The 24,446-nt window shown below is 72.3% G+C and carries 20 protein-coding genes; 11 read left to right on the top strand and 9 right to left on the bottom strand.

Annotated elements, in window-relative coordinates; genetic code table 11:
• Window positions 1-100: 100 nt before the first annotated feature.
• On the bottom strand, window positions 101-421 hold the full coding sequence (locus ACFRFC_RS15610; RefSeq protein WP_382690004.1) for a 4a-hydroxytetrahydrobiopterin dehydratase: 321 nt from the start codon (window positions 419-421) through the stop codon (window positions 101-103).
• Between the two features lie 31 nt (window positions 422-452).
• Entirely contained in the window at window positions 453-1,268 is an 816-nt protein-coding gene (locus tag ACFRFC_RS15605; protein WP_382690006.1) for a class I SAM-dependent methyltransferase, read from the bottom strand.
• A gap of 150 nt (window positions 1,269-1,418) precedes the next feature.
• Here ACFRFC_RS15605 and ACFRFC_RS15600 point away from each other — a divergent pair, with 150 nt between their 5' ends.
• Both ACFRFC_RS15600 and ACFRFC_RS15595 read left to right on the top strand, forming a co-directional pair.
• Window positions 1,419-2,669 (top strand): helix-turn-helix transcriptional regulator, encoded by a 1,251-nt coding sequence (locus tag ACFRFC_RS15600; protein ID WP_382690008.1) that lies wholly within the window; start codon window positions 1,419-1,421, stop codon window positions 2,667-2,669.
• 93 nt (window positions 2,670-2,762) lie between these two features.
• The gene (locus ACFRFC_RS15595) at window positions 2,763-2,966 is read left to right on the top strand and encodes a hypothetical protein (protein WP_382690010.1); all 204 of its coding nucleotides are present in this window, start codon (window positions 2,763-2,765) and stop codon (window positions 2,964-2,966) included.
• Between the two features lie 419 nt (window positions 2,967-3,385).
• Here the strand turns inward: ACFRFC_RS15595 and ACFRFC_RS15590 are convergent, their stop codons facing one another.
• The gene (locus ACFRFC_RS15590) at window positions 3,386-4,039 is read right to left on the bottom strand and encodes a phosphatase PAP2 family protein (RefSeq protein ID WP_382690012.1); all 654 of its coding nucleotides are present in this window, start codon (window positions 4,037-4,039) and stop codon (window positions 3,386-3,388) included.
• A 259-nt stretch (window positions 4,040-4,298) separates the two neighbouring features.
• On the opposite strand from ACFRFC_RS15590, the gene ACFRFC_RS15585 reads away from it, so the two are divergent.
• From ACFRFC_RS15585 to ACFRFC_RS15575, 3 genes are all read left to right on the top strand, one after another.
• On the top strand, window positions 4,299-4,508 hold the full coding sequence (locus ACFRFC_RS15585) for a DUF2180 family protein (RefSeq protein WP_382690014.1): 210 nt from the start codon (window positions 4,299-4,301) through the stop codon (window positions 4,506-4,508).
• A 120-nt stretch (window positions 4,509-4,628) separates the two neighbouring features.
• A complete protein-coding gene (locus tag ACFRFC_RS15580) occupies window positions 4,629-5,267 on the top strand; it encodes an HD domain-containing protein (RefSeq protein WP_382690016.1) in 639 nt (212 codons plus the stop codon).
• 150 nt (window positions 5,268-5,417) lie between these two features.
• Window positions 5,418-6,359, top strand: a complete 942-nt coding sequence (locus ACFRFC_RS15575; protein WP_382690018.1) for a putative RNA methyltransferase — start codon at window positions 5,418-5,420, stop codon at window positions 6,357-6,359.
• Between the two features lie 14 nt (window positions 6,360-6,373).
• Here ACFRFC_RS15575 and ACFRFC_RS15570 read toward each other — a convergent pair whose 3' ends face one another.
• The 4 genes from ACFRFC_RS15570 to gabT form a co-directional block, all read right to left on the bottom strand.
• The gene (locus ACFRFC_RS15570; RefSeq protein ID WP_382690133.1) at window positions 6,374-6,829 is read right to left on the bottom strand and encodes a Fur family transcriptional regulator; all 456 of its coding nucleotides are present in this window, start codon (window positions 6,827-6,829) and stop codon (window positions 6,374-6,376) included.
• 58 nt (window positions 6,830-6,887) lie between these two features.
• Window positions 6,888-7,844 (bottom strand): alpha/beta fold hydrolase, encoded by a 957-nt coding sequence (locus ACFRFC_RS15565; protein WP_382690020.1) that lies wholly within the window; start codon window positions 7,842-7,844, stop codon window positions 6,888-6,890.
• 87 nt (window positions 7,845-7,931) lie between these two features.
• Window positions 7,932-8,810, bottom strand: coding sequence for a hypothetical protein (locus ACFRFC_RS15560; RefSeq protein ID WP_382690022.1), 879 nt, complete (start codon window positions 8,808-8,810; stop codon window positions 7,932-7,934).
• Between the two features lie 735 nt (window positions 8,811-9,545).
• Window positions 9,546-10,880, bottom strand: a complete 1,335-nt coding sequence (gabT, locus tag ACFRFC_RS15555) for a 4-aminobutyrate--2-oxoglutarate transaminase (protein ID WP_382690024.1) — start codon at window positions 10,878-10,880, stop codon at window positions 9,546-9,548.
• A 278-nt stretch (window positions 10,881-11,158) separates the two neighbouring features.
• Between gabT and ACFRFC_RS15550 the strand changes: the two genes are divergently transcribed.
• On the top strand, window positions 11,159-13,753 hold the full coding sequence (locus ACFRFC_RS15550; RefSeq protein ID WP_382690027.1) for an ATP/GTP-binding protein: 2,595 nt from the start codon (window positions 11,159-11,161) through the stop codon (window positions 13,751-13,753).
• Between the two features lie 35 nt (window positions 13,754-13,788).
• Here the strand turns inward: ACFRFC_RS15550 and ACFRFC_RS15545 are convergent, their stop codons facing one another.
• Window positions 13,789-15,330 (bottom strand): PucR family transcriptional regulator, encoded by a 1,542-nt coding sequence (locus ACFRFC_RS15545; protein WP_382690135.1) that lies wholly within the window; start codon window positions 15,328-15,330, stop codon window positions 13,789-13,791.
• A 487-nt stretch (window positions 15,331-15,817) separates the two neighbouring features.
• Between ACFRFC_RS15545 and ACFRFC_RS15540 the strand changes: the two genes are divergently transcribed.
• Window positions 15,818-17,263, top strand: a complete 1,446-nt coding sequence (locus ACFRFC_RS15540; RefSeq protein ID WP_382690029.1) for an aldehyde dehydrogenase family protein — start codon at window positions 15,818-15,820, stop codon at window positions 17,261-17,263.
• 230 nt (window positions 17,264-17,493) lie between these two features.
• Window positions 17,494-19,533 carry an acyl-CoA dehydrogenase family protein gene (locus ACFRFC_RS15535; RefSeq protein WP_382690031.1) on the top strand — a complete coding sequence of 680 codons (2,040 nt, stop codon included), beginning with the start codon at window positions 17,494-17,496 and terminating at the stop codon, window positions 19,531-19,533.
• Window positions 19,534-19,629: 96 nt separating this feature from the next.
• On the opposite strand, the gene ACFRFC_RS15530 is transcribed toward ACFRFC_RS15535, so the two are convergent.
• Window positions 19,630-20,085 carry a lamin tail domain-containing protein gene (locus tag ACFRFC_RS15530; protein WP_382690033.1) on the bottom strand — a complete coding sequence of 152 codons (456 nt, stop codon included), beginning with the start codon at window positions 20,083-20,085 and terminating at the stop codon, window positions 19,630-19,632.
• Window positions 20,086-20,270: 185 nt separating this feature from the next.
• Between ACFRFC_RS15530 and dxr the strand changes: the two genes are divergently transcribed.
• The 3 genes from dxr (at window position 20,271) to ispG (ending at window position 24,165) form a co-directional block, all read left to right on the top strand.
• Window positions 20,271-21,536, top strand: a complete 1,266-nt coding sequence (gene dxr, locus ACFRFC_RS15525; protein WP_382690035.1) for a 1-deoxy-D-xylulose-5-phosphate reductoisomerase — start codon at window positions 20,271-20,273, stop codon at window positions 21,534-21,536.
• Between the two features lie 8 nt (window positions 21,537-21,544).
• Window positions 21,545-22,837 (top strand): M50 family metallopeptidase, encoded by a 1,293-nt coding sequence (locus ACFRFC_RS15520; protein WP_382690137.1) that lies wholly within the window; start codon window positions 21,545-21,547, stop codon window positions 22,835-22,837.
• Between the two features lie 170 nt (window positions 22,838-23,007).
• Complete coding sequence (gene ispG / locus ACFRFC_RS15515; RefSeq protein WP_382690037.1) at window positions 23,008-24,165, top strand: flavodoxin-dependent (E)-4-hydroxy-3-methylbut-2-enyl-diphosphate synthase; 1,158 nt, start codon at window positions 23,008-23,010, stop codon at window positions 24,163-24,165.
• Window positions 24,166-24,446: the final 281 nt, after the last annotated feature.

The raw sequence follows: 24,446 nt of genomic DNA, 5'->3' as shown, positions 1-24,446 counted from the left end.
CCCTTTCACGCCTCGGCGAGGCGGGTTGCGTACCTGATGCCCGCCGGCTCCCGCCGGGCCCGCGGCGAAAGCCGGGAGTCATCCAACACGTCTGCCGTGGCTACACATCGGCCACCGGCTCCGCGCCATGGGCCTGCGCGATTGCGTCGATCCGCCGGGCCAGATCGAAGTCGTCCGCCGTCAGCTTGTGCCCGGCATCATGGGTGGTGATTCCGAAGCGGATCTTGCCCCACCGCAGATCGATGTCCGCGTGATGGCCGATCAGCCGCTCCACATCCGCAACGTGAACGATCATCGCGACCCCGCCGTGATACCGGATCGCGTACGAGCGGGTGATCTCGTCACCGACCCGCCGCCACCCGGGTGTCTCCGCCAGCGCGGCCTCGATCTCGGTCTCCGACAACGGCACCGCGTCCGACACGGTCAGCTCCCCTCGGTCGCCGGAGTCACCATCAGGCGCCGGTTCGTCGGCCGATGGCCAGCAGGTGGGAGCTGGCGGCGAGCAGTTCGGGGTACGGCTCGGCCAAGCGGGCCGCGGCGAGCGCCGATTCGAAGAGCGGGCCGTCGCGGAGGTCGGCACCCGTGGTGCGCTCGGCGGCGGCGAGCATGGACCAGGCCGGGCCCTCGATGCCGAACACCTCGGCGTCGTCGAAGCCCGCTTCGGACACCTCGTCGCGCAACTGCTCGCCGCTGTGGAAGTAGGCCGCGGTGAATGCCTTCCGCCCGTCGTGGATCTGCGAGGCGAGGATGCCACCGACGCTCTCCCGCATGGCCTCCTGGTGAAGGTGCGCGAAGGCGGCGTGCTCGAAGAGGGACGCGTAGCGGTTGATGCCCGCGGCCGCGAGGATGCCGCTGGGCTTGAGCACGCGGTGGGCCTCGGCGAGGGCCTGAGCGCGGTCCGCGCGCTCGATCAGGTGGTAGAGCGGCCCCAGCAGAAGCACCACGTCGTACGAGTGATCCGCCGCGGTGAGATGGCGGGCATCACCGAGTTCGACGCCGGCGCCGGTCCGTGCGGCCTGCTCGATGTGCCGGGCGACCGGGTCGACCAGGTGCACGCTGTACCCGTCCTCGACGAGCCAGCGGGCATGGGCCCCAGGCCCGCCGCCGACATCGAGGATCCGCGCGGGCGGCGCGGGGAGATAACGGCGGAGCAGTTCCTGGGTGCGTACCATCTCCAGTCTGCCGTCGGCCGTCGTACTCAGCCGGTCCTCCTCGTCGGCCGACGTGTAGTACCTCACGATCTCCGGAGCTACCTCGATTCCCGTCATGGGGGCATTGTGGTGACCGCACCTGCCCGCTGTCATGCCCGGCGGGCGCGCGGCCCCGTACGGGGTGCGCAGCCCACAGAAAACTCACGCCAAATTCGTCCCGCCCCATACTCTGGCAGTGCCTGGCCGTTCAGAGATTGGGGCGAGACGATGTCATCGGATGCCACCCCGGAGCCGTACGCAGACCCGCTGAAGTTCGGCCAGCGGGCCCAGATTCTCCGCGAGCGCAAGGGCATGACCCGCGCGCAGCTCGCCGATCTGATCGGTGTCTCACCCCACACGCTGAAGAAGATCGAGAACGGGCAGCAGAAAGCCCCCGGAATCGACACCGTGCTGCGGATCGCCGAGGCCCTGCGGGTGCGCGAACTCTCCGAGCTGACCGGCCATCCGGACATGAACGTCGACCTCTTCATCGGCCCGGGCCACCCACGCCTCGCCGCCGTCAAGGCCGCGATCGACGACTTCTCCCTCACCTCGGAGACCGAACCCCCGCCGATCGCCCATCTGGAGGCCCGCCTCCACGCCGCGTGGAAGGCCCGCCACGAGGCCGGGAACCACCGCGAAGCGATCGGCCGACTCCTCCCGGAGCTGATGCGCGACGCCCAGGCCCTCGCGCGGAACGCCGACAGCGCGGCCGACCGCCGTCGTACGCACGCGCTTCTGTCCCAGACGTACTCGCTGTCACAGTTCTTCATCGCCTACCAGCCCGACAGCGCTCTCCTCTGGCGCGTCGCCGAGCGAGGCATGGTCGCCGCACAGGATTCCGGCGACCCGCATGCCGTCGGGGTCGCCGCCTGGCTTCTCGGCCAGGCCCATCGCGACAGCGGGCCCCGGCACTACGACGCGGCCGACGCCGTCAACATGGACGCGGCGCGGTTCCTGGAACCGCTGCTGCCCGACGCGGACGACGACATTCTCGCCATCGCGGGCGCCCTGGAGTTCGAACTCGGGTACACGGCGGCCCGGCGCCGCGCGACGGGTACGGCGTGGCGGCACTGGGACAGGGCGAACGACATGGCCGCGCGGCTGCCCGCCGGGTACTACCACCCGGTCACCTCGTTCTCGCGGGCCATCATGGGTGCCCACGCCGTCACGGTCGCGGTGGAGCTGCATCAGGGCGGCGAGTCCGTCCGGCAGGCGGCACGCGCCGACGAGATGACCATCCCGTCGAGGCCGCGCCGGGCCCGGCACCGGATCGAGGAGGCGCGCGGCTACTACCTGGACGCGCAGCCCGATGTGGCGATCGCGACGCTGGAGAAGGCGTTCCGGGCGGCTCCGGAGACGATCCGTTACAACGGCTATGCCCGCAGGATCATTCTGGAGGAAGTGGAATCGAAGCAGGCTCCCAGGCGGCAGCGCGCGGCGGCACTGGCGGAGAATGTCGGGCTGCTCGCGGCCTAGATACGAGGGGACCGGATTCCGGTCCTCGGTGAGGTCCGGGCGCCTCTACGGTCTCGTGGGTGAAGGGATCACCACGACCGTGGAGGCGTAACCATGTCGGCCGATACCACGACCACCCTTGAGGCGACCGCCTTACTTGCTCTCCCGTCCTGGGACGCCCTCACCGACGCCCAGACGCGGGGCGCGGTCTGCGTCTGGGACACCACCGAGCAGCCGCTGACCACCGAAGCCGCCGTCGATCTCCTCCTCATCCGCCGCCACCACGCGCCGCCCACCAGTCATCGGGGGAAGCCGTGACCGGGACCGGGCGGGACCGTGGGTGCCCCGGTCACGGGCGGGGCGGGGCGGTGGCGCGGTGAACGTCGGCAGTTGGCCCGAGCCGGGCACCTCCCGTATGACCATCGAGACGTACCGGGTCGGCCCGGACGGTGTGCGGACCGGCCCCACCGTGCGGCGCACCTACCGGCCCTCTCCGGGTCCGCTCGCCGTCGTCTCCCACCGCTGGCCGCCGTGCCGCTGCCCCCGCTGCCGGTCCGGCCGGGGGCCACGGTCCGAGGCTCCGGAGTCCTTGGGGTGGGAGGGGTGAGGTGGTGTCACCCCTCGGGGCTTCCGTCCGAACGGCCCGGACACCGGGAGTCGGAGCACCGGAAGCCCGTCCCCTCTCCGTACCGGACCGCTGGCCCGGCCACTCCCCCCCGACCCCGCCAGGGCCCCGCTCAGCTCTCAGAAACCCCGTGTCCCGGGTACGCGCGGGTGCATTTGTCCAGCACCCGCACATAGCACAGCAACAGCGCCGCGCCGAGGCACCAACTCGCCACCACGTCCAGCGGCCAGTGATAACCCCGGCGCACCAGCCCGTACGACACCCCGGCGACCGCCACCCCGCAGCACAGCACCAGCGCCCGGCGCGCGGTCGCCCGGCGCAGCCAGGGCAGCAGGAGCAGTGCGACGGCCCCGTAGGCGACGAGCGCGGTCGCCGTGTGACCGGACGGGAAGTAGCCCGTCGCCGGCGGCACGGCAGGCGTGCCCGGCCGGTCGGTGAACACCTTGACCGGTACGACGATCAGCGGCACCAGGGCCATGAGGACAAGGGCGCCCAGCGTCGGGAGCCACCACCGCTCCGCCCCCGCCACCCGCGCCCGCCACGCCGCCCAGCCCGCGGCGAGCGCCAGCACCGGCACGGCCACCTGCACATTGCCCAGGTCGGAGAGCAGCTCCGAGAACCGGTCCGGATGGATCAGCCCCCGGCTCATCCTCTCGTCGAGCCCGATCAGCCATCCGTCGGCCATCACTTGCCAGGTGAGCAGCAGGAAGACGGCGACGAGGACCGAGGGGAGGACGAGGACGCGGGCGACGCTGAGCGGTGGCACGGGGTACAGCTTGGCAGCCGAGCGGGACAAGCCGGTAACGGGACGGGGCGGCCGGTAACGGGACGAGGCGCTCCATCCCACATCATGAACCGCATCTTCTTACAGTTGACTCAGTCCAAACTCGCCATTAGCTTGGCTTGAAGGAGTCAGGCAGCCCGGCGACATCAGGGCACACCCCCTCCCCCCTCCCCGCCGCCCTCGGTGTCGAGCGGCGCGCGCCCCGTCCGGCCAAGTGCCGATCCCCGCAATGGAGTTGACCATGACCTGCTACGACTGTGTCCTGGAGGACCGCACCGGCACGCCCGCCATCGGCGTCTGCGCGCGCTGCGGACTGGCCGCCTGCCAGGACCACGCCCGTGTCCTCACCTCCCTCATCTCCCAGGTCAACGGCATGGGGGTGTCCACCGGCCCGGTGCCCGCCCGCCGGTTCGTCTGCACCGCCTGCCACACCGCGGAGACCGCGTACTGACCCGCCCCCGGTGATGTCCGGAACCGAGGGCGCGAGGGCCGTCCCTGCGATGTGAATGGGTCCATTACCGGGCGACCATTGACATATCGCCACCGGTCACCGCATCGATTGGAGTTCCCCGTGAGTGAGGTCATCGCGGGTGTCGAGATCCCCGAAACCACCGTCGTCACCGAAGCCACCGAACTGATCCGGGCCACCACCACCTCCCTGATCTTCCACCACTCCCGCCGGGTGTTCGTCTTCGGCACCCTCCAGGCCCGCGCCCTGGACCTGAAACCCGATCCGGAACTGCTCTACGTCGCCGCGCTGTTCCACGACACCGGTCTGGTGCCGCCCTACCGCAGCGACGACCAGCGGTTCGAACTCGACGGCGCCGATCAGGCCCGCGCCTTTCTGCGGGACCACTCCTTCTCCGAGGCCGACGCGCGGCTCGTCTGGACCGCCATCGCCCTGCACACCACCCCGGAAGTGCCGTGGAAGATGGCCCCGGAGATCGCCGCGACCACGGCCGGAGTGGAGACGGACGTGCTCGGCATGCGCCTGGGCAATCTCACCGCCGCGGACATCGCCGAGGTGACCGAGGCCCACCCCCGCCCCGACTTCAAGAACCGCATCCTCCAAACCTTCACCGACGGCTTCCGGCACCGCCCCGACACCACCTTCGGCACGGTCAACGCCGATGTCCTGGAGCACTTCGTCCCCGGCTACCGCCACCTCGACTTCGTCGACGTCATCCAGAACTCGGCCTGGCCCGAGTGACCGACTCGTACACTTCGGGCGTGGCATTCGTGAGCACCCCGCACCGCTTCCTGTGACCGGGAGCCCCGAGGGCGACGTCACCCGACGTCGCCCTCTTCGTCGCGCCCACCCGGCGCGACCGCCTCCACCTCACCCCAGCCCGGAGTGCCGATGCCCACGCCGCTGCCCAGCTCTCAGCCCACCCCGAAGCTCATCCCCCCTCTCCCCGCCCCCCTCGACCGCATCCTCGACCTGCTCCGCTGCCCACCCTGCGGTGCCGGACTGCGCCCCGTCGCCCGCGCCCTGCGCTGCCCGGCGGGCCACACCTTCGACCTCGCCCGCCAGGGTTACGCCGCGCTCCTCACCGGCACCCGTGCAACCAGCGCGGACACCCAGGCCATGGTCAGCGCCCGCACCGCCTTCCTGGCCACGGGCCACTACGCCCCCCTCCACCGCGCGGTGAGCGACCTGGCGGCCGACGCCGCGCCTGACCGGCGTACCGTCGCGGACGCCCCGCCAGACCGCCCCACCATCCTGGACGCCGGATGCGGCACCGCCCACTACCTCGCCGCCGTGCTCGACGCCCTCCCCGGCGCCCGCGGCCTGGGCCTGGACGCCTCCGTGCCCGCCCTGCGGAAGGCGGCCCGCGCGCACCCCAGGGCCGCGGCGGTGGCCTGGGACGTCTTCCGTCCGTTCCCGCTGGCCGACGCGGCGGCCGATGTCCTGCTGAACGTGTTCGCGCCGCGCAACCCGGCCGAGTTCCACCGGGTGCTGCGCCCGGACGGACGGCTCATCGTGGTCCGCCCGACCGCCCGTCACCTCACCGAACTACGCGAGCGACTGCCGACGGCGGTCACGGTCGACCCGGCGAAGGAGACCCGACTGAGCCGGACCCTGGACCCGTACTTCGCACCCGTCCGCACCGAGCGGATCGAGTACGGGATCCAGCTGACCGGGCGTGAGGCCCGCGACCTCGTGGCGATGACCCCGAACGCGCGGCATCTGAGGCACGCGGATGCCGTCGGTGACGGATGGCTGCCGCGGGAAGGACGCCTCACCGTCTCCGTGCTGGCCGGTGTCTACCGGCCCCGGCCCCAGCCCCGACGGGACTGAACCCCCGACGGAGGTCACGACGTCGTACGCGCCGCCTCCTTGAAGCGGCGGCAGTCACCGCACAGCCCCCACCACGTGATCTCGGCCTCGTCGACGACGAAACCCTTGCTCTCGACGAGGTCCAGACACGGCGCCGCGCCCACACTGCAATCGACGTCCTCGATCCGGCCACAGCTGCGGCACACCAGGTGATGGTGATTGTCGCCCACCCGCAGCTCGAAGCGGGCCGGGGAGCCCGCGGGCTCGATACAGCGGATCAGCTCGACCCTGGTCAGATCCTCCAGCACGTTGTAGAGGCCCTGCCGGGACAGACCGCTCGGGGCGCCCCGGCCCACCCCGATCCGCGCCTCGATCTCCGACGCGGTCGAGTGCGGATTGCCCAGCAGGGCGGTCAGCACAGCGCGGCGCTGGGACGTACTGCGCATCCCCTTGCCCTTGAGCATGTCACCGGCCAGTTGCTCCGTGTCCATGATGTGCCCCACTTCTCCGACGGACTCATCGTCAAGGATGCGCACCATCTTGATTGTGTCAAATGTGACCGCCCGGCAGTGTCCCGTCGGGCAGTGTCCCGTCCGGCGGTGTCCCGTCCAGCAGCGTCCCGAGGATCTCCCGCGCATGCGTCCAGGGCAGCGCCGTACCCGCGTCCGCCAGCACATGCCGCCGCGCGCCCGGGATCCGCGCGGCGAGAGTGGCCCCGAGGTCCGGCGAGTGGAAGGGGTTCCCGTCGTCCGCGCTGTACCAGAGATCCACCGGCACCCGGATGTCCGCCGGGTCGAACGGCCAGCGCGTCGCCGCCAGTACCGTCTCGCGGGCGTACCCACCCGGCCCTCGCGCGAAGCCCTCCGCCAGCGCCCGCCGGTACGCCCGCCGGAACCCCGCATCACCGAAGACCCGGCGATCGTGCTCCCCGGGCACGCCCGTCACCACCTCGAACAACGCCTCCGCACTCGCCGCCTCGGCCAGCAGCCGCCCGGCCTTCTCCGGATCCTCCGCCGCCCGCCGCAGGACAAAGCGTGCCTCCGGCTCCAGCAGGCCCCCGAACGCCGGATGCGCCAGCTCGTCCGTCCCGGACACCACGGCCACCCCGGCCGTCAGCCCCGCCGCCGCGCAGGCCAGCGCGAAGGGCCCGCCGATCGAGTAGCCCACGGCGGCGAAACGGCCGAGCCCGCGGATCCGGGCCAACTCCCCGATGTCCTGGGCCCAGTCCCGCAGGGTCCAGCCGGGCAGCGCGTCGGACACCCCCAGCCCCGGCCGGTCGACGGTCACGAGCCGCACCCCGAGCGCGGCCACGGCATCCGTGTCCAGGCCCAGCCGGCGCCCGGTCGCCGACCCGGAGCACAGCAGCACGGGCACCCCCGGCTCCGGCCCCCACTCCGCCCAGCCCAGCCCCCGCCCATCGCCCAGCCGGACCCGCCCCACCCGCTCGGGCGCCCGCACCCCCATACGCCCCGACCCGGGACGCGCACTCGACCATGCCTCGGACATGCCCCCACCGTACGTCCAGATTGGACTAACGCCAATCTAGCCAATCCAGACGAGGGCCCCTGAGCCCCCGCCCCTAAGCCCCAGCCCCTAAGCCCCTGGATGCGGAATCCGCGCCCGCAGATACAGCGACGACGCCCCCCGCCCGCTCCGCCCCTCCGGTATCTCCGACGGCGACTCCCAGTACGAGTGCGTCACCGCGCTCCACCAGATCGCGAAGTTGCCCGCCAGCTCGTCCACCGTGCACTCGCGCGCCACCCGCATCGTCGCCCGGTCGTCCCACCGGCAGACCAGCCGCCCCGGCCGGGCCTCCCGCGCCAGCGCCTTCAGCCTGCGCTCCAGGCCGACCGCCGTCAGCGGCTCCTCCGAACCCCGCACGGCATCACCGGGCCGCCCCGACGGCGGTACGTCGTACCGGTACACCCACACCTCACGCGCCCCGCCCCGCTCGGTGAGCGTCCACCCCCACACCGCCTGCGCGGCGACCACCAGATGCCGTTTCGACTGCTCCCGCCGGCGCGTCGCGTCCCGCTCGGCCCGCTCCCGCCACCGCCGGTTCAGCTCCTGCTGCCGGCGCCGCCGTTCGGCCTGCTCGGCGGCGCGGCGCCGCTCGATCTCCGCGATCACCGGCCGGTACGCCCGCACCGCGCCCCGCAGCACCTCCCGGCAGCGCTCGGCGGCCAGCGCCCGTCGCCGGGCCGCGCCCGGCAGGAACCGGTTGCGCAGACTCGTACGGGCCGCCGCCCGCGCCCGCTCGGCCGCCACCACCGTCTCCTGGAAGCGCCGGGTCGCCAGCCGCCAGGCACCGTGCTCGTCCGGGGTGGCCGCCACCGAGTCCGCGGGACCCCAGCCGACGCCGCCCGGTGGTCCGTCGGCGAGCCGGGTGAACATCGCGTCGACCGGCTCCCCGAAGCTGCCGCCGACTTGATGGGCCAGTTCCCGCAGGACAACGCGACCGCTCGTGGACATCGCAGGGTCTCCCTCCCGATGGGGTCACGACGCCACAGGGTCCGGCGTACCGCACGACGCGGGGAAGGGCGGACAGGCGGCGCACAGAGGGCGGCGACGGGGGCATGACCGGGAGACGGGCGCGGAGCGGGGCGGCCGGCCGTCCAGCCCTCCGACGGCCGGAAATCACCGTCGTACGGGTCCGGCGGCATCCCAGGAACCCAGCGGGTGTCCCAAGAACCCACCGGGCATCCCAGGAACCCAGCGACGTAACTCAGGAACAGGAACCCAGAAGGCACCGGCACATCGAAGACCCTGGGACGCCAAAGGGCCGGCACACGGGGGGGTGTGTGCCGGCCCTTCATGGGCGTGCCGTCCGGGGCAACCCCCGTGAGCCGCTCTCGCGGGCGTCACGGTGGTGTTCCGCGTCGGCCGTCCGGAAAGGATCGTCGCACGCCCCGGGGGGTGTGGGGCGGGCGACCGTCCGATCCTGAAGAGATTCCGGAGCCGAGGCCCCGGGTGCGTGCGCGAGGCACGACCAGGTCGAAGCTGGGGAGGCCCCGGCCTGATACCGCCCACAGTCCCCTGTGGACGGGTGTCTCTCTCATCCGGGACGAACCTACGACAGGGGATCCGGCGAGGACACCCCGAACCGCGTCCCGCCATCCACCGCGCACACCTTCTTCACACCCGTGCCGCCGTGCGGGGGCCGTCCGCAGCTGCCCCCGCACGACCGCTGAGCTGCCCCGACGCGCCTCAGACGCGCGTGAACGCCTGCTCGATGATGTCCAGGCCCTCGGTCAGCAGGTCGTCGCCGATCACCAGCGGCGGCAGGAAGCGCAGCACGTTGCCGTAGGTGCCACAGGTCAGGACCAGCAGGCCCTCGGCGTGGCACGCCTTGGCCAGCGCACCGGCCGCCTCCGGGTTCGGCTCCTTGGTCGTACGGTCCTTGACCAGCTCGATCGCGATCATCGCGCCCCGGCCCCGGACCTCGCCGATGATGTCGAACTTCTCCGCCATCGCGGTGAGCCGGCCCTTCATGACCGTCTCGATGTGCCGCGCCCTGGCGTTGAGGTCCAGCTCCTTCATCGTCTCGATGGCGCCGAGCGCGCCCGCGCAGGCGACCGGGTTGCCGCCGTAGGTGCCGCCCAGGCCACCGGAGTGCGGGGCGTCCATGATCTCGGCGCGACCGGTGACGGCGGCCAGCGGCAGCCCGCCCGCGATGCCCTTGGCGGTGGTGATCAGATCCGGGACGATCCCCTCGTCCTCGCACGCGAACCACTGCCCGGTACGGCAGAAGCCGGACTGGATCTCATCGGCGACGAAGACGATCCCGTTGTCGTTGGCGTACTTCACGATGGCCGGCAGGAAGCCCTTGGCCGGCTCGATGAACCCGCCCTCGCCGAGCACCGGCTCGATGATGATCGCGGCGATGTTGTCCGCGCCGACCTGCTTGGACATCTGGTCGATGGCCTGCGCGGCGGCCTCGGGCCCGGCGTTCTGCGCACCGGTCGGCCAGCGGTAGCCGTAGGCCACCGGAACCCGGTAGACCTCGGGCGCGAACGGCCCGAAGCCGTGCTTGTACGGCATGTTCTTCGCGGTCAGCGCCATGGTGAGGTTCGTACGGCCGTGGTAGCCGTGGTCGAACACCACGACCGCCTGCCGCTTGGTGTACGCGCGGGCGATCTTGACGGCGTTCTCGACGGCCTCGGCGCCCGAGTTGAACAGCGCGGTCTTCTTGGCGTGGTCGCCCGGCGTCAGCTCGGCGAGCGCCTCGGCGACCTCCACATAGCCCTCGTACGGCGTGACCATGAAACAGGTGTGGGTGAAGTCGGCGAGCTGCGCGGCGGCCCGGCGTACGACGGCCTCGGCGGAGGCGCCCACCGAGGTCACGGCGATACCGGAACCGAAGTCGATCAGCCGGTTGCCGTCGACGTCCTCGATGATGCCGCCGCCCGCCCGCGCGGTGAACACCGGCAGCACCGAGCCCACGCCCGCGGCGACCGTCGCGGTACGGCGGGCCTGAAGCTCCCGCGACTTCGGGCCGGGAATGGCGGTGACGACGCGGCGCTCCTGCGGAAGTGCGGTCATGGGGGCTCCCTGTGATCGTGCGTTCGGGGCAGGTCGAGGGTGGTGCTTTTCGGACGCTTGCCTTCTTTTTCTCGCAGGCTAGGGCGGTCGGCGGGGGCTGGGCATGCTCCATGTGGGCGTTTTCGGCGGGGCGGGTTGTCCGCGGTGGACATACCCGCCACCGGCCGCCGGGCGAGGGGTCCGCCGGGACCCGGCCGCGTATGCGGTGAACTCCCCTTGCGGGGGCGTTAGATTGACTCGCGGACGGTGGACGGAACGGCTGCTCAGGGGGCAAGGCGATGGACAGCGACGGGACCCAGGACGCGCGGGGCACGCACGCCGACCCCGTACCCCGCCCGGCGGCACCACCGGACGCGTCCCCGGTACCGCCCCGGCCGTCCGCGGTACCGCCCCGGCCGTCCCCGGCACCGCCCCGGCCGGACCGGGCGCCGGGGGTTCCCCCGAGGCCGCCCGCCGACCCGTACGGCACGCCGCCCCACCAACGGCCGGTGCCCGACGCGTACGGCACCACCCCGCTGCCCGCGGAGGCGTACGGCACCACCCCGCTGCCCGCGGAGGCGTACGGCACCCCCCCGCCCCCCTCCGCCATGGCCGGCTGGCTGGACACCCCCCGGCCCGCTGCCCGCCCCGGGATCTGGCGGTTCGGGCACCGTCCGGCGCAGGACGCGGGCGGGGCCGAGCGGCTGGCGCCGATCACCGTCGTCGGGCTGCTGATCCCGCTCGTCGTGGGGCTGCTCCTGTGGTCGCTGTGGCGGCAGGGCGGGCTCCCGTACCAGTTCGCCCCGCTGCGGCTGGTCACACCGGACGACTGGTGGTGGGGCGGCACGATCGCCTCGCCGCAGGGCATGGAGGGCAGCGAGGCCCGGGTCGTCTACGACGGGGTCTTCTTCGCCGCGCTCGTCTACGGCGTCGGCCGCCTCGGCAGCTGGCCCGAGGTGATCCGGTACTACATCGGACGCCGCCCGCAGCCCGCGCGGGCCCTGCTCGCGCTGCTCGCCGCGCTGATCGTGCTGAGCCTCGTCTTCCCGGACGCGTTCCCCGGCGCGGGCTGGGACCCGCTGCCCGTGGTCGCCCCCCTGTTCTCGCTGGTCGTCCTCATCTCCGGCGGCTACGACCTGTTCACCTCCCAGCTCTTCGTCGACTCCCTGTACGGCCTGATCACCCTGCTGGTGGTGCTGCCCTTCGCCCGGATCGGCGGCTGGCTGCCGTACGCCCGCGCCCTGCTCACCGCCCGCCGGGAGCGGCAGCCGGTCGCCGGGCCCGTCGAGCCGCCCCGCTCGCAGTGGCCCGAGCTGCGCCGCGCCGGACAGCGCCAGGCGGCCGACCTGCTCACCGCCGAGGTCCACACCGGCCGGATGAACGACGTCGACTGTGCCCGTGTCGACCGTGCCTGGACCCGCGCCGGGAAGGACGGCACCGGCCAGGCGGCGTTCACGGACACGGTGCTCCGGCACGGCGCCGCCGCCTGGGCGCACCCCTCCGGCGCCCGCGACCTCCCGGGCCGTACCGTCCCGCACGATCCGCTCGCGGGGCAGGTACGGATCGGGCGGTGGAGCACCGGGGACCGGGTCCCGGCCGCCTACCGGGGCGCGGGCGCCGCGCTCGGCCCGGATGTGCTGGCCACGTCCCTGCTGGTGGTCGGCCCGTCCGGCGCGGGCAAGACCCGGCGGCTGATCGAGCCGGTCGTCGAGTCCCTCGCGCTCGGCGCGCTCACCGGCGCCGGCTCCGTCGTCGCCGTCTCGGCCGCGGGCACCCGGCTCGGCCCCGACACGTCGTACGACGTCGTGGTACGGATCGGCGACCCCGCCTCCCTGCACGACCTGGACCCCTACGCCGAGGCCGACGACCCCGACGACGCGGCCGGGATCCTCGCCGAGGCGCTCGTCGGCGACGTGGAGGCGATCGGCAACCAGAGCGCCGCCACCGCCCTCGCCCAGCTCCTCGGCCCGTACCGCGCGGTGCACGGCCGCTTCCCGCCGCTGCCGGTGCTGCGCGAACTGCTCGACGGCGAGCCCGCCGCCCTCACCGCGCTGCGGGACGCGCTGCCCGGCGAGGGACACCCGGTCATGCGGCGCGAACTGGACGCCCGGATCCGGCAGAGCGGCACGGCCGCCGACGTCGGCCCGGCCCTCGCCGGCCGGCTGGCCCTGCTGGACCGCCCGGTGTTCGCGAACTTCTTCGGCGCGGGCGGCCCAGGCGGCGAGGGTGGCCGGGGCGGCCCAGGCGGCGCCACCCCCCGCCCCTTCTCCCTGCGGGCCGTCGCCCACCACCCCCTCCGGGTCCGTATCGACCTCCCCGAACGCGGCCACGAGGAGGCGTCCCGGCTGCTCACCCGCCTGGTCCTCGCCCAGTTCACGGCGGTCGTACGGGACGGGCGGCGCGCGCACTTCGCCGCCCTGGTCCTGGACGACGCCACCGGCACGGTCACCGCCGAGTCGGTCCGCCGCGTCCAGCGGCTGCGGTCGCAGAACGCCGGGGTGGTGCTGGCGCTGCGCACCATCGGCGACGTACCGGAGCCGCTGCACGGTCCGCTGTTCGCGGCCGTCGGCTGCCGGATGGCGTTCTCCGGGGTGAGCACCTGGGACGGCGGCCGGTTCGCGCAGGCGTGGGGCACCGAGTGGGTGGAGACCCGCGAGGTCGCCAAGCACACCGTCTTCGCCGACCAGCCGATGACCCGCGCGATCCACGCCCTGCGCAAACTGGTCACCGGCCGGGCGGTCACCACGGACGCGGTCACCGTCCGCCAGGTGGAACGCGAACGCTGGTCCGCGTCCCAGCTCGCCCATGAGCTGCCCCCCGGCCACGCGGTGCTGTCCCTGACCGACGCCCGCGGCGAACACGCGCCCCCGGGCCTGGTGGAGCTGGGAGCCTGACCGGCGGCGGGGCGGGGGGCGTCTTACCGGTTGTCCTACTGGTTGTCCGGTGGGGTTGTCTTCAGGGCCAGCCAGAGTTCCATGCGGACGTCCGGGTCGTCCAAGGAGCGGCCCAGGATCTCTTCCACCCGGCGCATGCGGTAGCGCAGGGTGTGGCGGTGGACGCCCAGGTCGGCGGCGGCGGCGTCCCATTGGCCGTGGTGGGAGAGCCAGGCACGGAGAGAGGCCACCAGGTCGCCCCGGCCGGTGGCGTCGTGGTCGCGGAGGGCGCGCAGCAGGCCGTCGGCGAAGGCTCGTACGGCGTCGTCGGCCAGGAGGGGGAGGACCGAGCCCGCCGCCAGCTGGTCGTGTTCGACCAGGGTCCTGCCCCGGCGCCGGGCGACGGACAGGGCCTGCTCGGCCTGTTTGTACGCCGTGGCCGTGGCCGTGGGGCCGGTGGGGGCCGACATGCCGATGGACAGCACGGCGTCCTCGTCCCGGGCGCCGCCCACCTGGTCCGCGCAGGACGTCGCCACCACGCCCCCGTCCGCCGCGAGGACCACCAGACGCTCCCCCTCGGGGACCACGAGGATCACCTCACCGGCGTGCGCGGCGGCCGTCTCCAGGGCTTCGGGGAGCGGGGCGATGGAGGCAGGCGGGCCCTCCGCCAGGAGGAGGCGGAAGGGGGCGTCCAGGAGTGGGCCGTACAGGTCGCCCGCCACCGCCCGGGCGTGGTCCGGTTCGCCCGCCAGGAGCATGCGCAGGACCGCCGTGCCTATGCGCTGCTCCGCCGCGTGCAGGGCGCGGGAGCGTTCCGTGGTGAGGGTGAGCAGGGCGATGGCCGAGTGGACCGCGTAACGCTCGGCCGTGCCCAGGGCGGCGGCCGTGCCGACGGCGAGGGCGGCGTGCGGGCGGCGGCCGGTGCCCAGGGAGTGGAGTTCGACGCGGTCCTCGTGCTCGGGACCGCCGACGACCGCGCTCGCGGGGGCCGGGCGGTCGCGCAGGCGTTCGACGTCGGCGGTGAGCCGGGCCGCCCGGCGCCCCGCCCACCTCGGGGCCACGGCGACGACGGCGCCCGAGGCGTCGTACAGCGCCGCCCACCCGTCCAGCTGGCCCGCGAGGGCGGCGAGCAGGCCCTCGGGGCCGCCGGACAGGGCCTGGCGGGTCAGTTCGCGCTGGGCGGCGAAGCCCGCGGTGACCGCCCGGTACTGGTCAGCGGCGAGGGCCGCCGACACCGCCTTGGTGATCGCCACGAAGGGGGTACGGCGCGGCACCTCCAGCAACGGCAGCCCCTCCCGCTCGGCGGCGTCGAGCAGGGCCGGGGGGACCTCGTCGTAGTTCACGCCGACCGCGAAGCCCAGGCCGACCACACCCGCGCCGACCAGCCGGCGCACATACCGGGTCATGGCCTCCGGGTTCTCCGCGTCCAGCTTGAGGGCGGTGACCAGCAGCAGCTCGCCGCCCTCCATGTACGGCACCGGATCGGCCAGCTCACTGACATGCGCCCAGCGCACAGGGACGTCCAGCCGATCCTGCCCGGCCCGCACGGTCAGCCGGAGCGCGGAGTGCTGGGCAAGGGAGGCGAGCGTCGGTGGCATCCGGGGCCTGGCCTTCAGATCGGCGACGGGCAAGCGGTCAGCGATTGACGATTAGCCGTCATGTACGAACGACCACCCCCAATTCTGCCTCACCGTACGATCCCCCCAACCCCTCACAAGCCCACCCTGCCCCCCCCGGCTCACCCCCACCCCCTCAGGGGCGCGGGGAACTGCGCGACCAGCCCCCACGGCCCCGCACCCACACAACGACCGGCCCCCCCTCGGAGCCCGACCCCGGCTAGCCCTGAAAACCCCCGCTCACCCCACCCCCCCAGGGGCGCGGGGAACTGCGCGACCAGCCCCCACCCACCCGCACCCACCCCACAACCCACCCCACCCCCCACCCCCAGCTCCCCACCCATACGACATTCCGGCACACCCCCCACCCCCACCACTACACATCGGACAACCACCGCCCCCCACCCCCCACCCCTACGGTGGAAGCACCACGCGCACAACCCCATTCGCGGAAGGGCCGGACCCCACAATGACCGCCACGCACACCTTCTGGCTCGCCGGCCGCGAGGCCACCGGCGAAGACACCTTCGCCGTCACCTCCCCCTGGGACAACCGAACCGTCGGCACGGTCAGCATCCCCACCGACGCCCAGACAGAAGAGGCCGTAGCCACCGCCCACGCCGTCCGCGAGGACTTCGCCGCCACCCCGGCCCACGTACGCGCCACCGCCCTCGACCACGTGAGCCGCCGCCTGGCAACCCGCGCCGAGGAGATCGCGCAGCTCATCACCGCCGAGAACGGCAAGCCCCTCAAGTGGGCCCGAGGCGAGGTCGGCCGCGCCATCTCCGTCTTCCGCCTCGCCGCCGAAGAGGCCCGCCGCTTCAACGGCGGAGACGCCCAGCGCCTCGACACCGACGCCGGCGGCCAGGGCCGCCTCGCCCTGACCCGCCGCTTCCCCAAGGGCGTCGTCCTCGGCATCGCGCCCTTCAACTTCCCCCTCAACCTGTGCGCCCACAAGATCGCCCCGGCCATCGCCGCAGGCGTCCCGATCATCCTCAAGCCCGCCCCGGCCACCCCCCTCTCCGGCCTGATCCTCGGCGAACTCCTCGCCGAGACCGACCTCCCGGCCGGCTCCTGGAGCATCCTCCCGGTCCCCAACGACCGCATGCCCGCCCTGGTCCAGGACGAGCGCCTCCCGGTGATCTCCTTCACCGGCTCCGAGCAGGTCGGCTACGCGATCATGGACAGCGTGCCCCGCAAGCACTGCACCCTGGAGCTGGGCGGCAACGGCGCGGCCGTCGTGCTCGCCGATTACGCCTCCGAGGCCGATCTGGACTGGGCCGCGACCCGCATCGCGACCTTCTCCAACTACCAGGGCGGCCAGTCCTGCATCTCCGTGCAGCGCGTGATCGCCGACAGCGCGGTGTACGACCGTCTCCTCCCGAAGATCGTCGCCGCCGTCGAGGCCCAGGTCACCGGCGACCCCTCCGACGACACCACCGACGTCGGCCCGCTGGTCAGCGAGGACGCCGCCAGGCGCGTCGAGTCCTGGGTCGACGAGGCCGTCCAGAAGGGCGCGACCCTGCTCACCGGCGGCAAGCGCGACGGCGCCTCGTACGCGCCGACCGTCCTCACCGACGTACCGGCGGACGCCACCCTCGCCCGCGAGGAGATCTTCGGCCCGGTCCTCACCGTCCAGAGGACCGACGGCGAGACCGAGGCATTCACGGCCGTCAACTCCTCCAAGTACGGCCTCCAGGCCGGCGTCTTCACCCACGACGTCCAGACCGCCTTCCGCGCCCACCGCGCCCTGGAGGTCGGCGGCGTGATCATCGGCGACATCCCCTCCTACCGGGCCGACCAGATGCCGTACGGCGGCGCCAAGCTCTCCGGCGTCGGCCGCGAGGGCGTCCGCTACGCGATGGACGACTACACCTACGAGCGCGTCCTGGTCCTCACCGGCCTGGCCCTCTGACGCCCACCCCACCCCACGGCCGGAGCCCACTGTGCGGGGGCTCCGGCCGCACCCGTTTCCGCGCCCCCACCCCCGCGCGGCGGCCCGCGGACATCGGCCGAACGGCCCCGCGCAAGGTGGCCGCCCGGCCCGGGATCAGGTACCACGAACGGGTAGCACCCGTCGGTGACCCCATGGGGTCACAGCCCGCCCCATGGACCGAGATCCCGATGCACGGCGAGGTGAGCGTCATGTCCGCAGCCCCCACCCGGCCCACAGACCCCACCGATCCCACAGATCCCACCGGACCCAAAGGTCCCACCCAGCCCCCAGGACCCACCGGCCCCACCGACCCCACCGGCCCCACCGGCCCCACCCAACCCACCGTCTCCGAGCGCGAGGCCCGTCAGGTGGCGGAGGCGGCCCGGGAGCAGGACTGGCGCAGACCCAGCTTCGCCAAGGAACTCTTCCTCGGCCGCTTCCGCCTCGACCTCATCCACCCCCACCCGCTCCCGGACGACGACGACGTCCGCCGCGGCGAGCGCTTCCTCGCCGACCTGCGCACCTTCTGCGAGACCCGGATCGACCCCGCCGTCATCGAACGGGACGCCCGCATCCCGGACGAGGTAGTGAACGGCCTCAAGGAACTCGGCGCCCTCGGCATGAAGATCGACACCGAGTACGGCGGTCTGGGCCTCACCCAGCTCCACTACAACAAGGCCCTCGCCCTGGTCGGCTCCACCAGCCCGGCACTGGGCGCGCTGCTCTCCGCCCATCAGTCGATCGGCGTACCCCAGCCGCTCAAGCTCTTCGGCACCCAGGAGCAGAAGAACACCTTCCTGCCGCGCTGCGCCCGCACCGATGTCTCGGCGTTCCTGCTCACCGAGCCCGACGTCGGCTCCGACCCGGCCCGCCTCGCCACGACGGCCGTCCCGGACGGGGCCGACTACCTCCTCGACGGGGTGAAACTCTGGACCACCAACGGCGTGGTCGCCGACCTCCTCGTCGTGATGGCCCGCGTGCCGAGGAGCGACGGCCACAAGGGCGGCATCACGGCGTTCGTCGTCGAGGCGGACTCACCGGGCATCACCGTCGAGCACCGCAACGCCTTCATGGGCCTGCGCGGCATCGAGAACGGCGTCACCCGCTTCCACCAGGTCAGGGTCCCGGCCGCGCACCGCGTCGGCCCCGAGGGCGCCGGCCTCAAGATCGCCCTGACCACCCTCAACACCGGCCGTCTCTCGCTGCCCGCGATGTGCGTCGGCGCCGGCAAATGGTGTCTGAAAATCGCCCGTGAATGGTCGGCGGTCCGCGAGCAGTGGGGCAAGCCGGTCGCCCTCCACGAGGCCGCCGGCTCCAAGATCAGCTTCATCGCGGCCACCACCTTCGCCCTGGAGGCCGTACTCGACCTGTCCTCCCAGCTCGCCGACGAGGACCGCAACGACATCCGCATCGAGGCCGCCCTGGCCAAGCTCTACGGTTCCGAGATGGCCTGGCGGATGGCCGACGAACTGGTCCAGATCCGCGGCGGCCGGGGCTACGAGACCGCCGAGTCCCTCCGGGCGCGCGGCGAACGCGCGGTCCCCGCCGAACAGATGCTGCGCGACCTGCGCATCAACCGCATCTTCGAGGGCTCGACCGAGATCATGCATCTGCTCATCGCCCGCGAGGCCGTCGACGCCCATCTCTCCGTCGCCGGCGACCTCATCGACCCCGACAAGTCCCTCCAGGACAAGGCGAGGGCGGGCGCCCAGGCGGGCCTCTTCTACGCCAGGTGGCTACCGAAACTGGTCGCGGGCCCCGGTCAACTCCCCACGTCCTACGGTGATTTCAAACACGGCATCGACCTTTCGCCGCATCTTCGCTACGTCGAACGCGCGGCCCGCAAGCTGGCCCGCTCCACCTTCTACGCCATGTCCCGCTGGCAGGGCCGCATGGAGACCAAACAGGGCTTCCTGGGCCGGATCGTGGACATCGGCGCCGAACTCTTCGCCATGAGCGCGGCCTGTGTACGCGCCGAACTCCTGCGCACCCAGGGCGACCACGGCCGCGAGGCGTACCAACTGGCCGACGCCTTCTGCCACCAGTCCCGCCTGCGCGTGGAAGACCTCTTCACCCACCTGTGGTCCAACACGGACGAGAGGGACCGCAAGGTGGTGAGGAACGTCCTGGCCGGCCAGTACGAATGGCTGGAACAGGGCATCGTGGACCCCTCGGGCGAGGGCCCCTGGATCGCAGACGCAACCCCAGGAGCCTCCGCACAGGAGAACGTCCACCGGAAAATCAGCTGAGCCCGACGCCCCAGGGGCGCGGGGCTGTATCGATATGCGGCTCCGCCGCGTGGGCGCGACCAGCCCCCACGCACCCGCACCCGGGAACGGACCCGCTCAGCACCACTTGTCGCTGGGATCCCGCGTGGTCCACGAGCACGTGTCCACCTTCGACCCGTTCGCCTTGGTCAGCGTCGCCGTGTCACTGGTGTTGTTCCAGACATAGGCCCGCCGGTCCTGGTACTTGTTCGTGACCGTGTCGTTCCCCGTACCCGTACGGATCTTGATCGTCTTCCCCGCGGCGATCTTCACATTGGGGAAGACGTACTTGTGATTGGCGGCGTCCTTCAGCACCCAGCCCTTGAGCGAGATGGCGGAAGGGCTGGTGTTCTTGATCTCCACCCACTCGCCGTTCAGGCTGGCGGTGGAGCCGGTGTCCGAACCGGGGCTGTCGAACCACGCGTGGTACAGCACCACACCGCCGGCCGCCTGGGCCGGGGTGGACAGCAGGGTGCCGGTGAGCAGGACCGCGCCCGCGAGAGCGGGCACGGTCAGGGCAGCGCGTATGCGCATGGAGAGATCCCCCCAAGGATGTCTACTGCGGAGGCCGGCGGTCCACCGGCTCGCGAACTGAAGTCGTATCACACGATCTTCACCACCACTCCACAATGAGTGATTTTCGTGTATGTGCGGCGCCGGACCTTCTCCCCGGGGGCCACCCTGTCCGGCCGGACAGCGGATGCGGCAAGAATGGGGGAATGAGCGACAGTCCAGCCCGCCCCCTAGCCGACCCGTACCTCGTCCACGACCCCGTCGCGGGAGACGGCCCCAAGGACGTGGTGATCCTCGGGTCCACCGGCTCGATCGGCACCCAGGCCATCGACCTCGTGCTGCGCAACCCCGGCCGCTTCAAGGTCACCGCGCTCTCCGCCAACGGCTCCCGCGCCGAACTCCTCGCCGAGCAGGCCCACCGCCTCGGGGCCCGGACCGTCGCGGTCGCCCTCACGGACGCTGTCCCGGCGCTGCGCGCCGCCCTGAGCGCCCGCTACGGCCCCGGGGAGCCGCTGCCCGAGATCCTCGCCGGCCCCACCGCGGCCACCCAGCTCGCCGCCTCCGACTGCCACACCGTGCTCAACGGCATCACCGGCTCCATCGGCCTCGCCCCGACCCTCGCCGCCCTGGAGGCGGGCCGCACCCTCGCGCTCGCCAACAAGGAGTCGCTCATCGTGGGCGGCCCGCTGGTCAAGGCGCTGGCCCGGCCCGGCCAGATCATCCCGGTGGACTCCGAGCACGCGGCGCTCTTCCAGGCCCTGGCCGCCGGCACCCGCGCCGACGTCCGCAAACTGGTGGTCACCGCGTCCGGCGGCCCCTTCCGCGGCCGTACGCGCGCGGAGCTGGCGGACGTCACCGTCGCCGACGCCCTCGCCCACCCCACCTGGGCGATGGGCCCGGTGATCACGATCAACTCCGCGACCCTGGTCAACAAGGGCCTGGAGGTCATCGAGGCCCACCTCCTGTACGACATCCCCTTCGACCGCATCGAGGTCGTCGTGCACCCCCAGTCGTACGTCCACTCGATGGTCGAGTTCACCGATGGCTCCACCCTGGCCCAGGCGACGCCCCCGGACATGCGCGGGCCGATCGCCATCGGTCTGGGCTGGCCCGAACGCATTCCCGACGCGGCACCCGCCTTCGACTGGAGCAAGGCGTCGGCCTGGGAGTTCTTCCCGCTGGACAACGAGGCGTTCCCCTCGGTGAACCTCGCCCGGCATGTCGGCTCGCTCGCGGGCACCGCCCCGGCGGTGTTCAATGCCGCGAACGAGGAGTGCGTGGAGGCGTTCCGTACCGGCGCCCTGCCCTTCAACGGCATCATCGATACCGTCACCCGGGTGGTCGAGGAACACGGCACCCCGGATTCGGGAACTTCCCTGACGGTGTCGGACGTACTCGAAGCGGAGACCTGGGCACGGGCCCGGGCCCGGGAACTGACAGCACAGAAAGCCACCGCGGAGGCGCGTGCATGACGACCCTGATGATGATCCTCGGCATAGTCGTGTTCGCGGTCGGCCTGCTGATCTCGATCGCCTGGCACGAGCTGGGGCATCTGTCCACGGCCAAGCTCTTCGGCATCCGGGTGCCGCAGTACATGGTCGGCTTCGGCCCGACCATCTTCTCCCGCACGAAGGGCGAGACCGAGTACGGCATCAAGGCCATCCCCTTCGGCGGATACATCCGCATGATCGGCATGTTCCCGCCCGGCCCGGACGGCAAGGTCGAGGTCCGCTCCACCTCCCCGTGGCGCGGCATGATCGAGGACGCCCGCTCGGCCGCCTTCGAGGAGCTGAAGCCCGGCGACGAGACCCGCATGTTCTACACCCGCAAGCCCTGGAAACGGGTCATCGTGATGTTCGCGGGCCCCTTCATGAACCTGATCCTGGCGGTGGCGCTGTTCCTCACCGTCCTGATGGGCTTCGGCATCTCCCAGCAGACCACCGCGGTCTCCTCGGTCTCCCAGTGCGTCATCGCGCAGAGCGAGAACCGCGACACCTGCACGGCCGCCGACCAGGCATCCCCGGCCGCCGCCGCCGGACTCAAGGCCGGCGACAAGATCGTCGCCTTCGACGGAGTCCGCACCGACGACTGGAACGAACTGTCGGACCTGATCCGCGCCAACCCCGGCAAGGAGGTGCCGATCGTCGTCGAGCGCGACGGCCAGGACATCACCCTGCACGCCACGATCGCCACCAACCAGGTCGCCAAGAAGGACTCCAGCGGCCAGATCGTCCCGGGCGAGTACGTCAGCGCCGGCTTCCTCGGCTTCAGCGCCGCCACCGGCATCGTCCGCCAGGACCTCGGCTCCTCGGTGACCTGGATGGGCGACCGCGTCGCTGACGCCGTCGACTCCCTCGCCGCCCTCCCCTCCAAGGTCCCGGCCCTGTGGGACGCCGCCTTCGGCGACGGCCCGCGCGAGGCGGACTCCCCGATGGGCGTGGTCGGCGCGGCCCGCGTCGGCGGTGAGATCTTCACCCTGGACATCCCGCCCACCCAGCAGCTCGCCATGGCGCTGATGCTGGTCGCGGGCTTCAACCTCTCCCTCTTCCTCTTCAACATGCTCCCGCTGCTCCCGCTCGACGGCGGGCATGTCGCGGGCGCCCTGTGGGAGTCGCTGCGCCGCAATCTCGCCCGGCTGCTGCGCCGCCCCGACCCCGGCCCGTTCGACGTGGCGAAGCTGATGCCGGTGGCCTATGTGGTGGCCGGAGTCTTCATCTGCTTCACCTTGCTGGTACTGGTCGCGGACGTGGTGAACCCGGTGAGAATCTCGTAGCCACCAGGCGCCGGCGGCGGCCGGACCCGTACGACTGTCCGGCCGCCACCCCGGGAGCCGGTTTACCCGTGGGATGTGCCCGGCAGGGGACCGGTGCCGTAATCTCGGAGGCCGGAGCCCGCCGCTTCTCGGGACCGGATCCTGATCCACGACTTGGGGTTGCACAGCAGATGACTGCGATTTCTCTCGGCATGCCGTCCGTTCCGCTCAAGGTCGCCGAGCGCCGCCGGAGCCGGCAGATCCAGGTCGGTTCCGTGGCCGTCGGCGGCGACGCGCCCGTCTCCGTGCAGTCCATGACGACGACCCGGACGTCGGACATCGGCGCCACGCTCCAGCAGATCGCCGAGCTGACCGCGTCCGGCTGCCAGATCGTGCGGGTCGCCTGCCCCACCCAGGACGACGCCGATGCCCTGGCGACGATCGCGCGCAAGTCGCAGATCCCGGTGATCGCGGACATCCACTTCCAGCCGAAGTATGTGTTCTCCGCCATCGAGGCGGGCTGTGCGGCGGTCCGGGTCAATCCGGGCAACATCAAGCAGTTCGACGACAAGGTCCGCGAGATCGCGAAGGCGGCCAAGGAGCACGGCACGCCCATCCGCATCGGGGTCAACGCCGGCTCCCTGGACCGGCGGCTGCTCCAGAAGTACGGCAAGGCGACCCCCGAGGCCCTGGTGGAATCGGCCCTGTGGGAGGCGTCCCTCTTCGAGGAGCACGACTTCCGGGACATCAAGATCTCGGTCAAGCACAATGACCCGGTCGTGATGATCGAGGCATACAAGCAGCTCGCCGCCCAGTGCGACTACCCACTCCACCTCGGCGTCACCGAGGCGGGCCCCGCCTTCCAGGGCACCATCAAGTCGGCCGTCGCCTTCGGCGCCCTCCTCTCCCAGGGCATCGGCGACACCATCCGCGTCTCGCTGTCCGCACCCCCGGTCGAAGAGGTCAAGGTCGGCAACCAGATCCTGGAGTCCCTGAACCTCAGGCAGCGCGGCCTGGAGATCGTCTCCTGCCCGTCCTGCGGTCGCGCCCAGGTCGACGTCTACAAACTGGCCGAAGAGGTCACCGCGGGCCTCACCGGCATGGAGGTCCCCCTCCGCGTGGCCGTCATGGGCTGCGTCGTCAACGGCCCCGGCGAGGCCCGCGAGGCGGACCTGGGCGTCGCCTCCGGCAACGGCAAGGGCCAGATCTTCGTCAAGGGCGAGGTCATCAAGACCGTCCCCGAGTCCAAAATCGTGGAAACCCTCATCGAGGAAGCCATGAAACTGGCCGAACAGATGGAAGCAGAGGGCACGGAATCAGGCGAGCCCACCATCTCGGTAGCGGGCTGACCCACCCAACGCTCTCGGAGCGTATCCCGGCTGTGGGTTGAACCGAGGCGCTCGGGCCGCGGGCTGAGCCAACCGCCTCGGGCACGGGCCGACCCGAGGGCCTCGGGGTGTGGGCTGAGCCGACCGCCTCGGGCGTGGGCCGACCCGAGGGCCTCGGGGCGCGGGTTGGGTGCGGGCTGTGCCGAGGGTCTCGGGTGCGGGCTGACCTGAGGGTCTCGGGTGGCGGGCGACGGGCGGAACCCGTCATCTCGGGGCGGAGCCATCGCCCTGCCTTTAGGGGC

The organism is Streptomyces sp. NPDC056734, assembly GCF_042790455.1.
Lineage (GTDB): Bacteria > Actinomycetota > Actinomycetes > Streptomycetales > Streptomycetaceae > Streptomyces.
The sequence above is the reverse complement of the archived record's forward strand: the minus strand, read 5'-3'. Positions and strand labels throughout refer to the sequence as shown.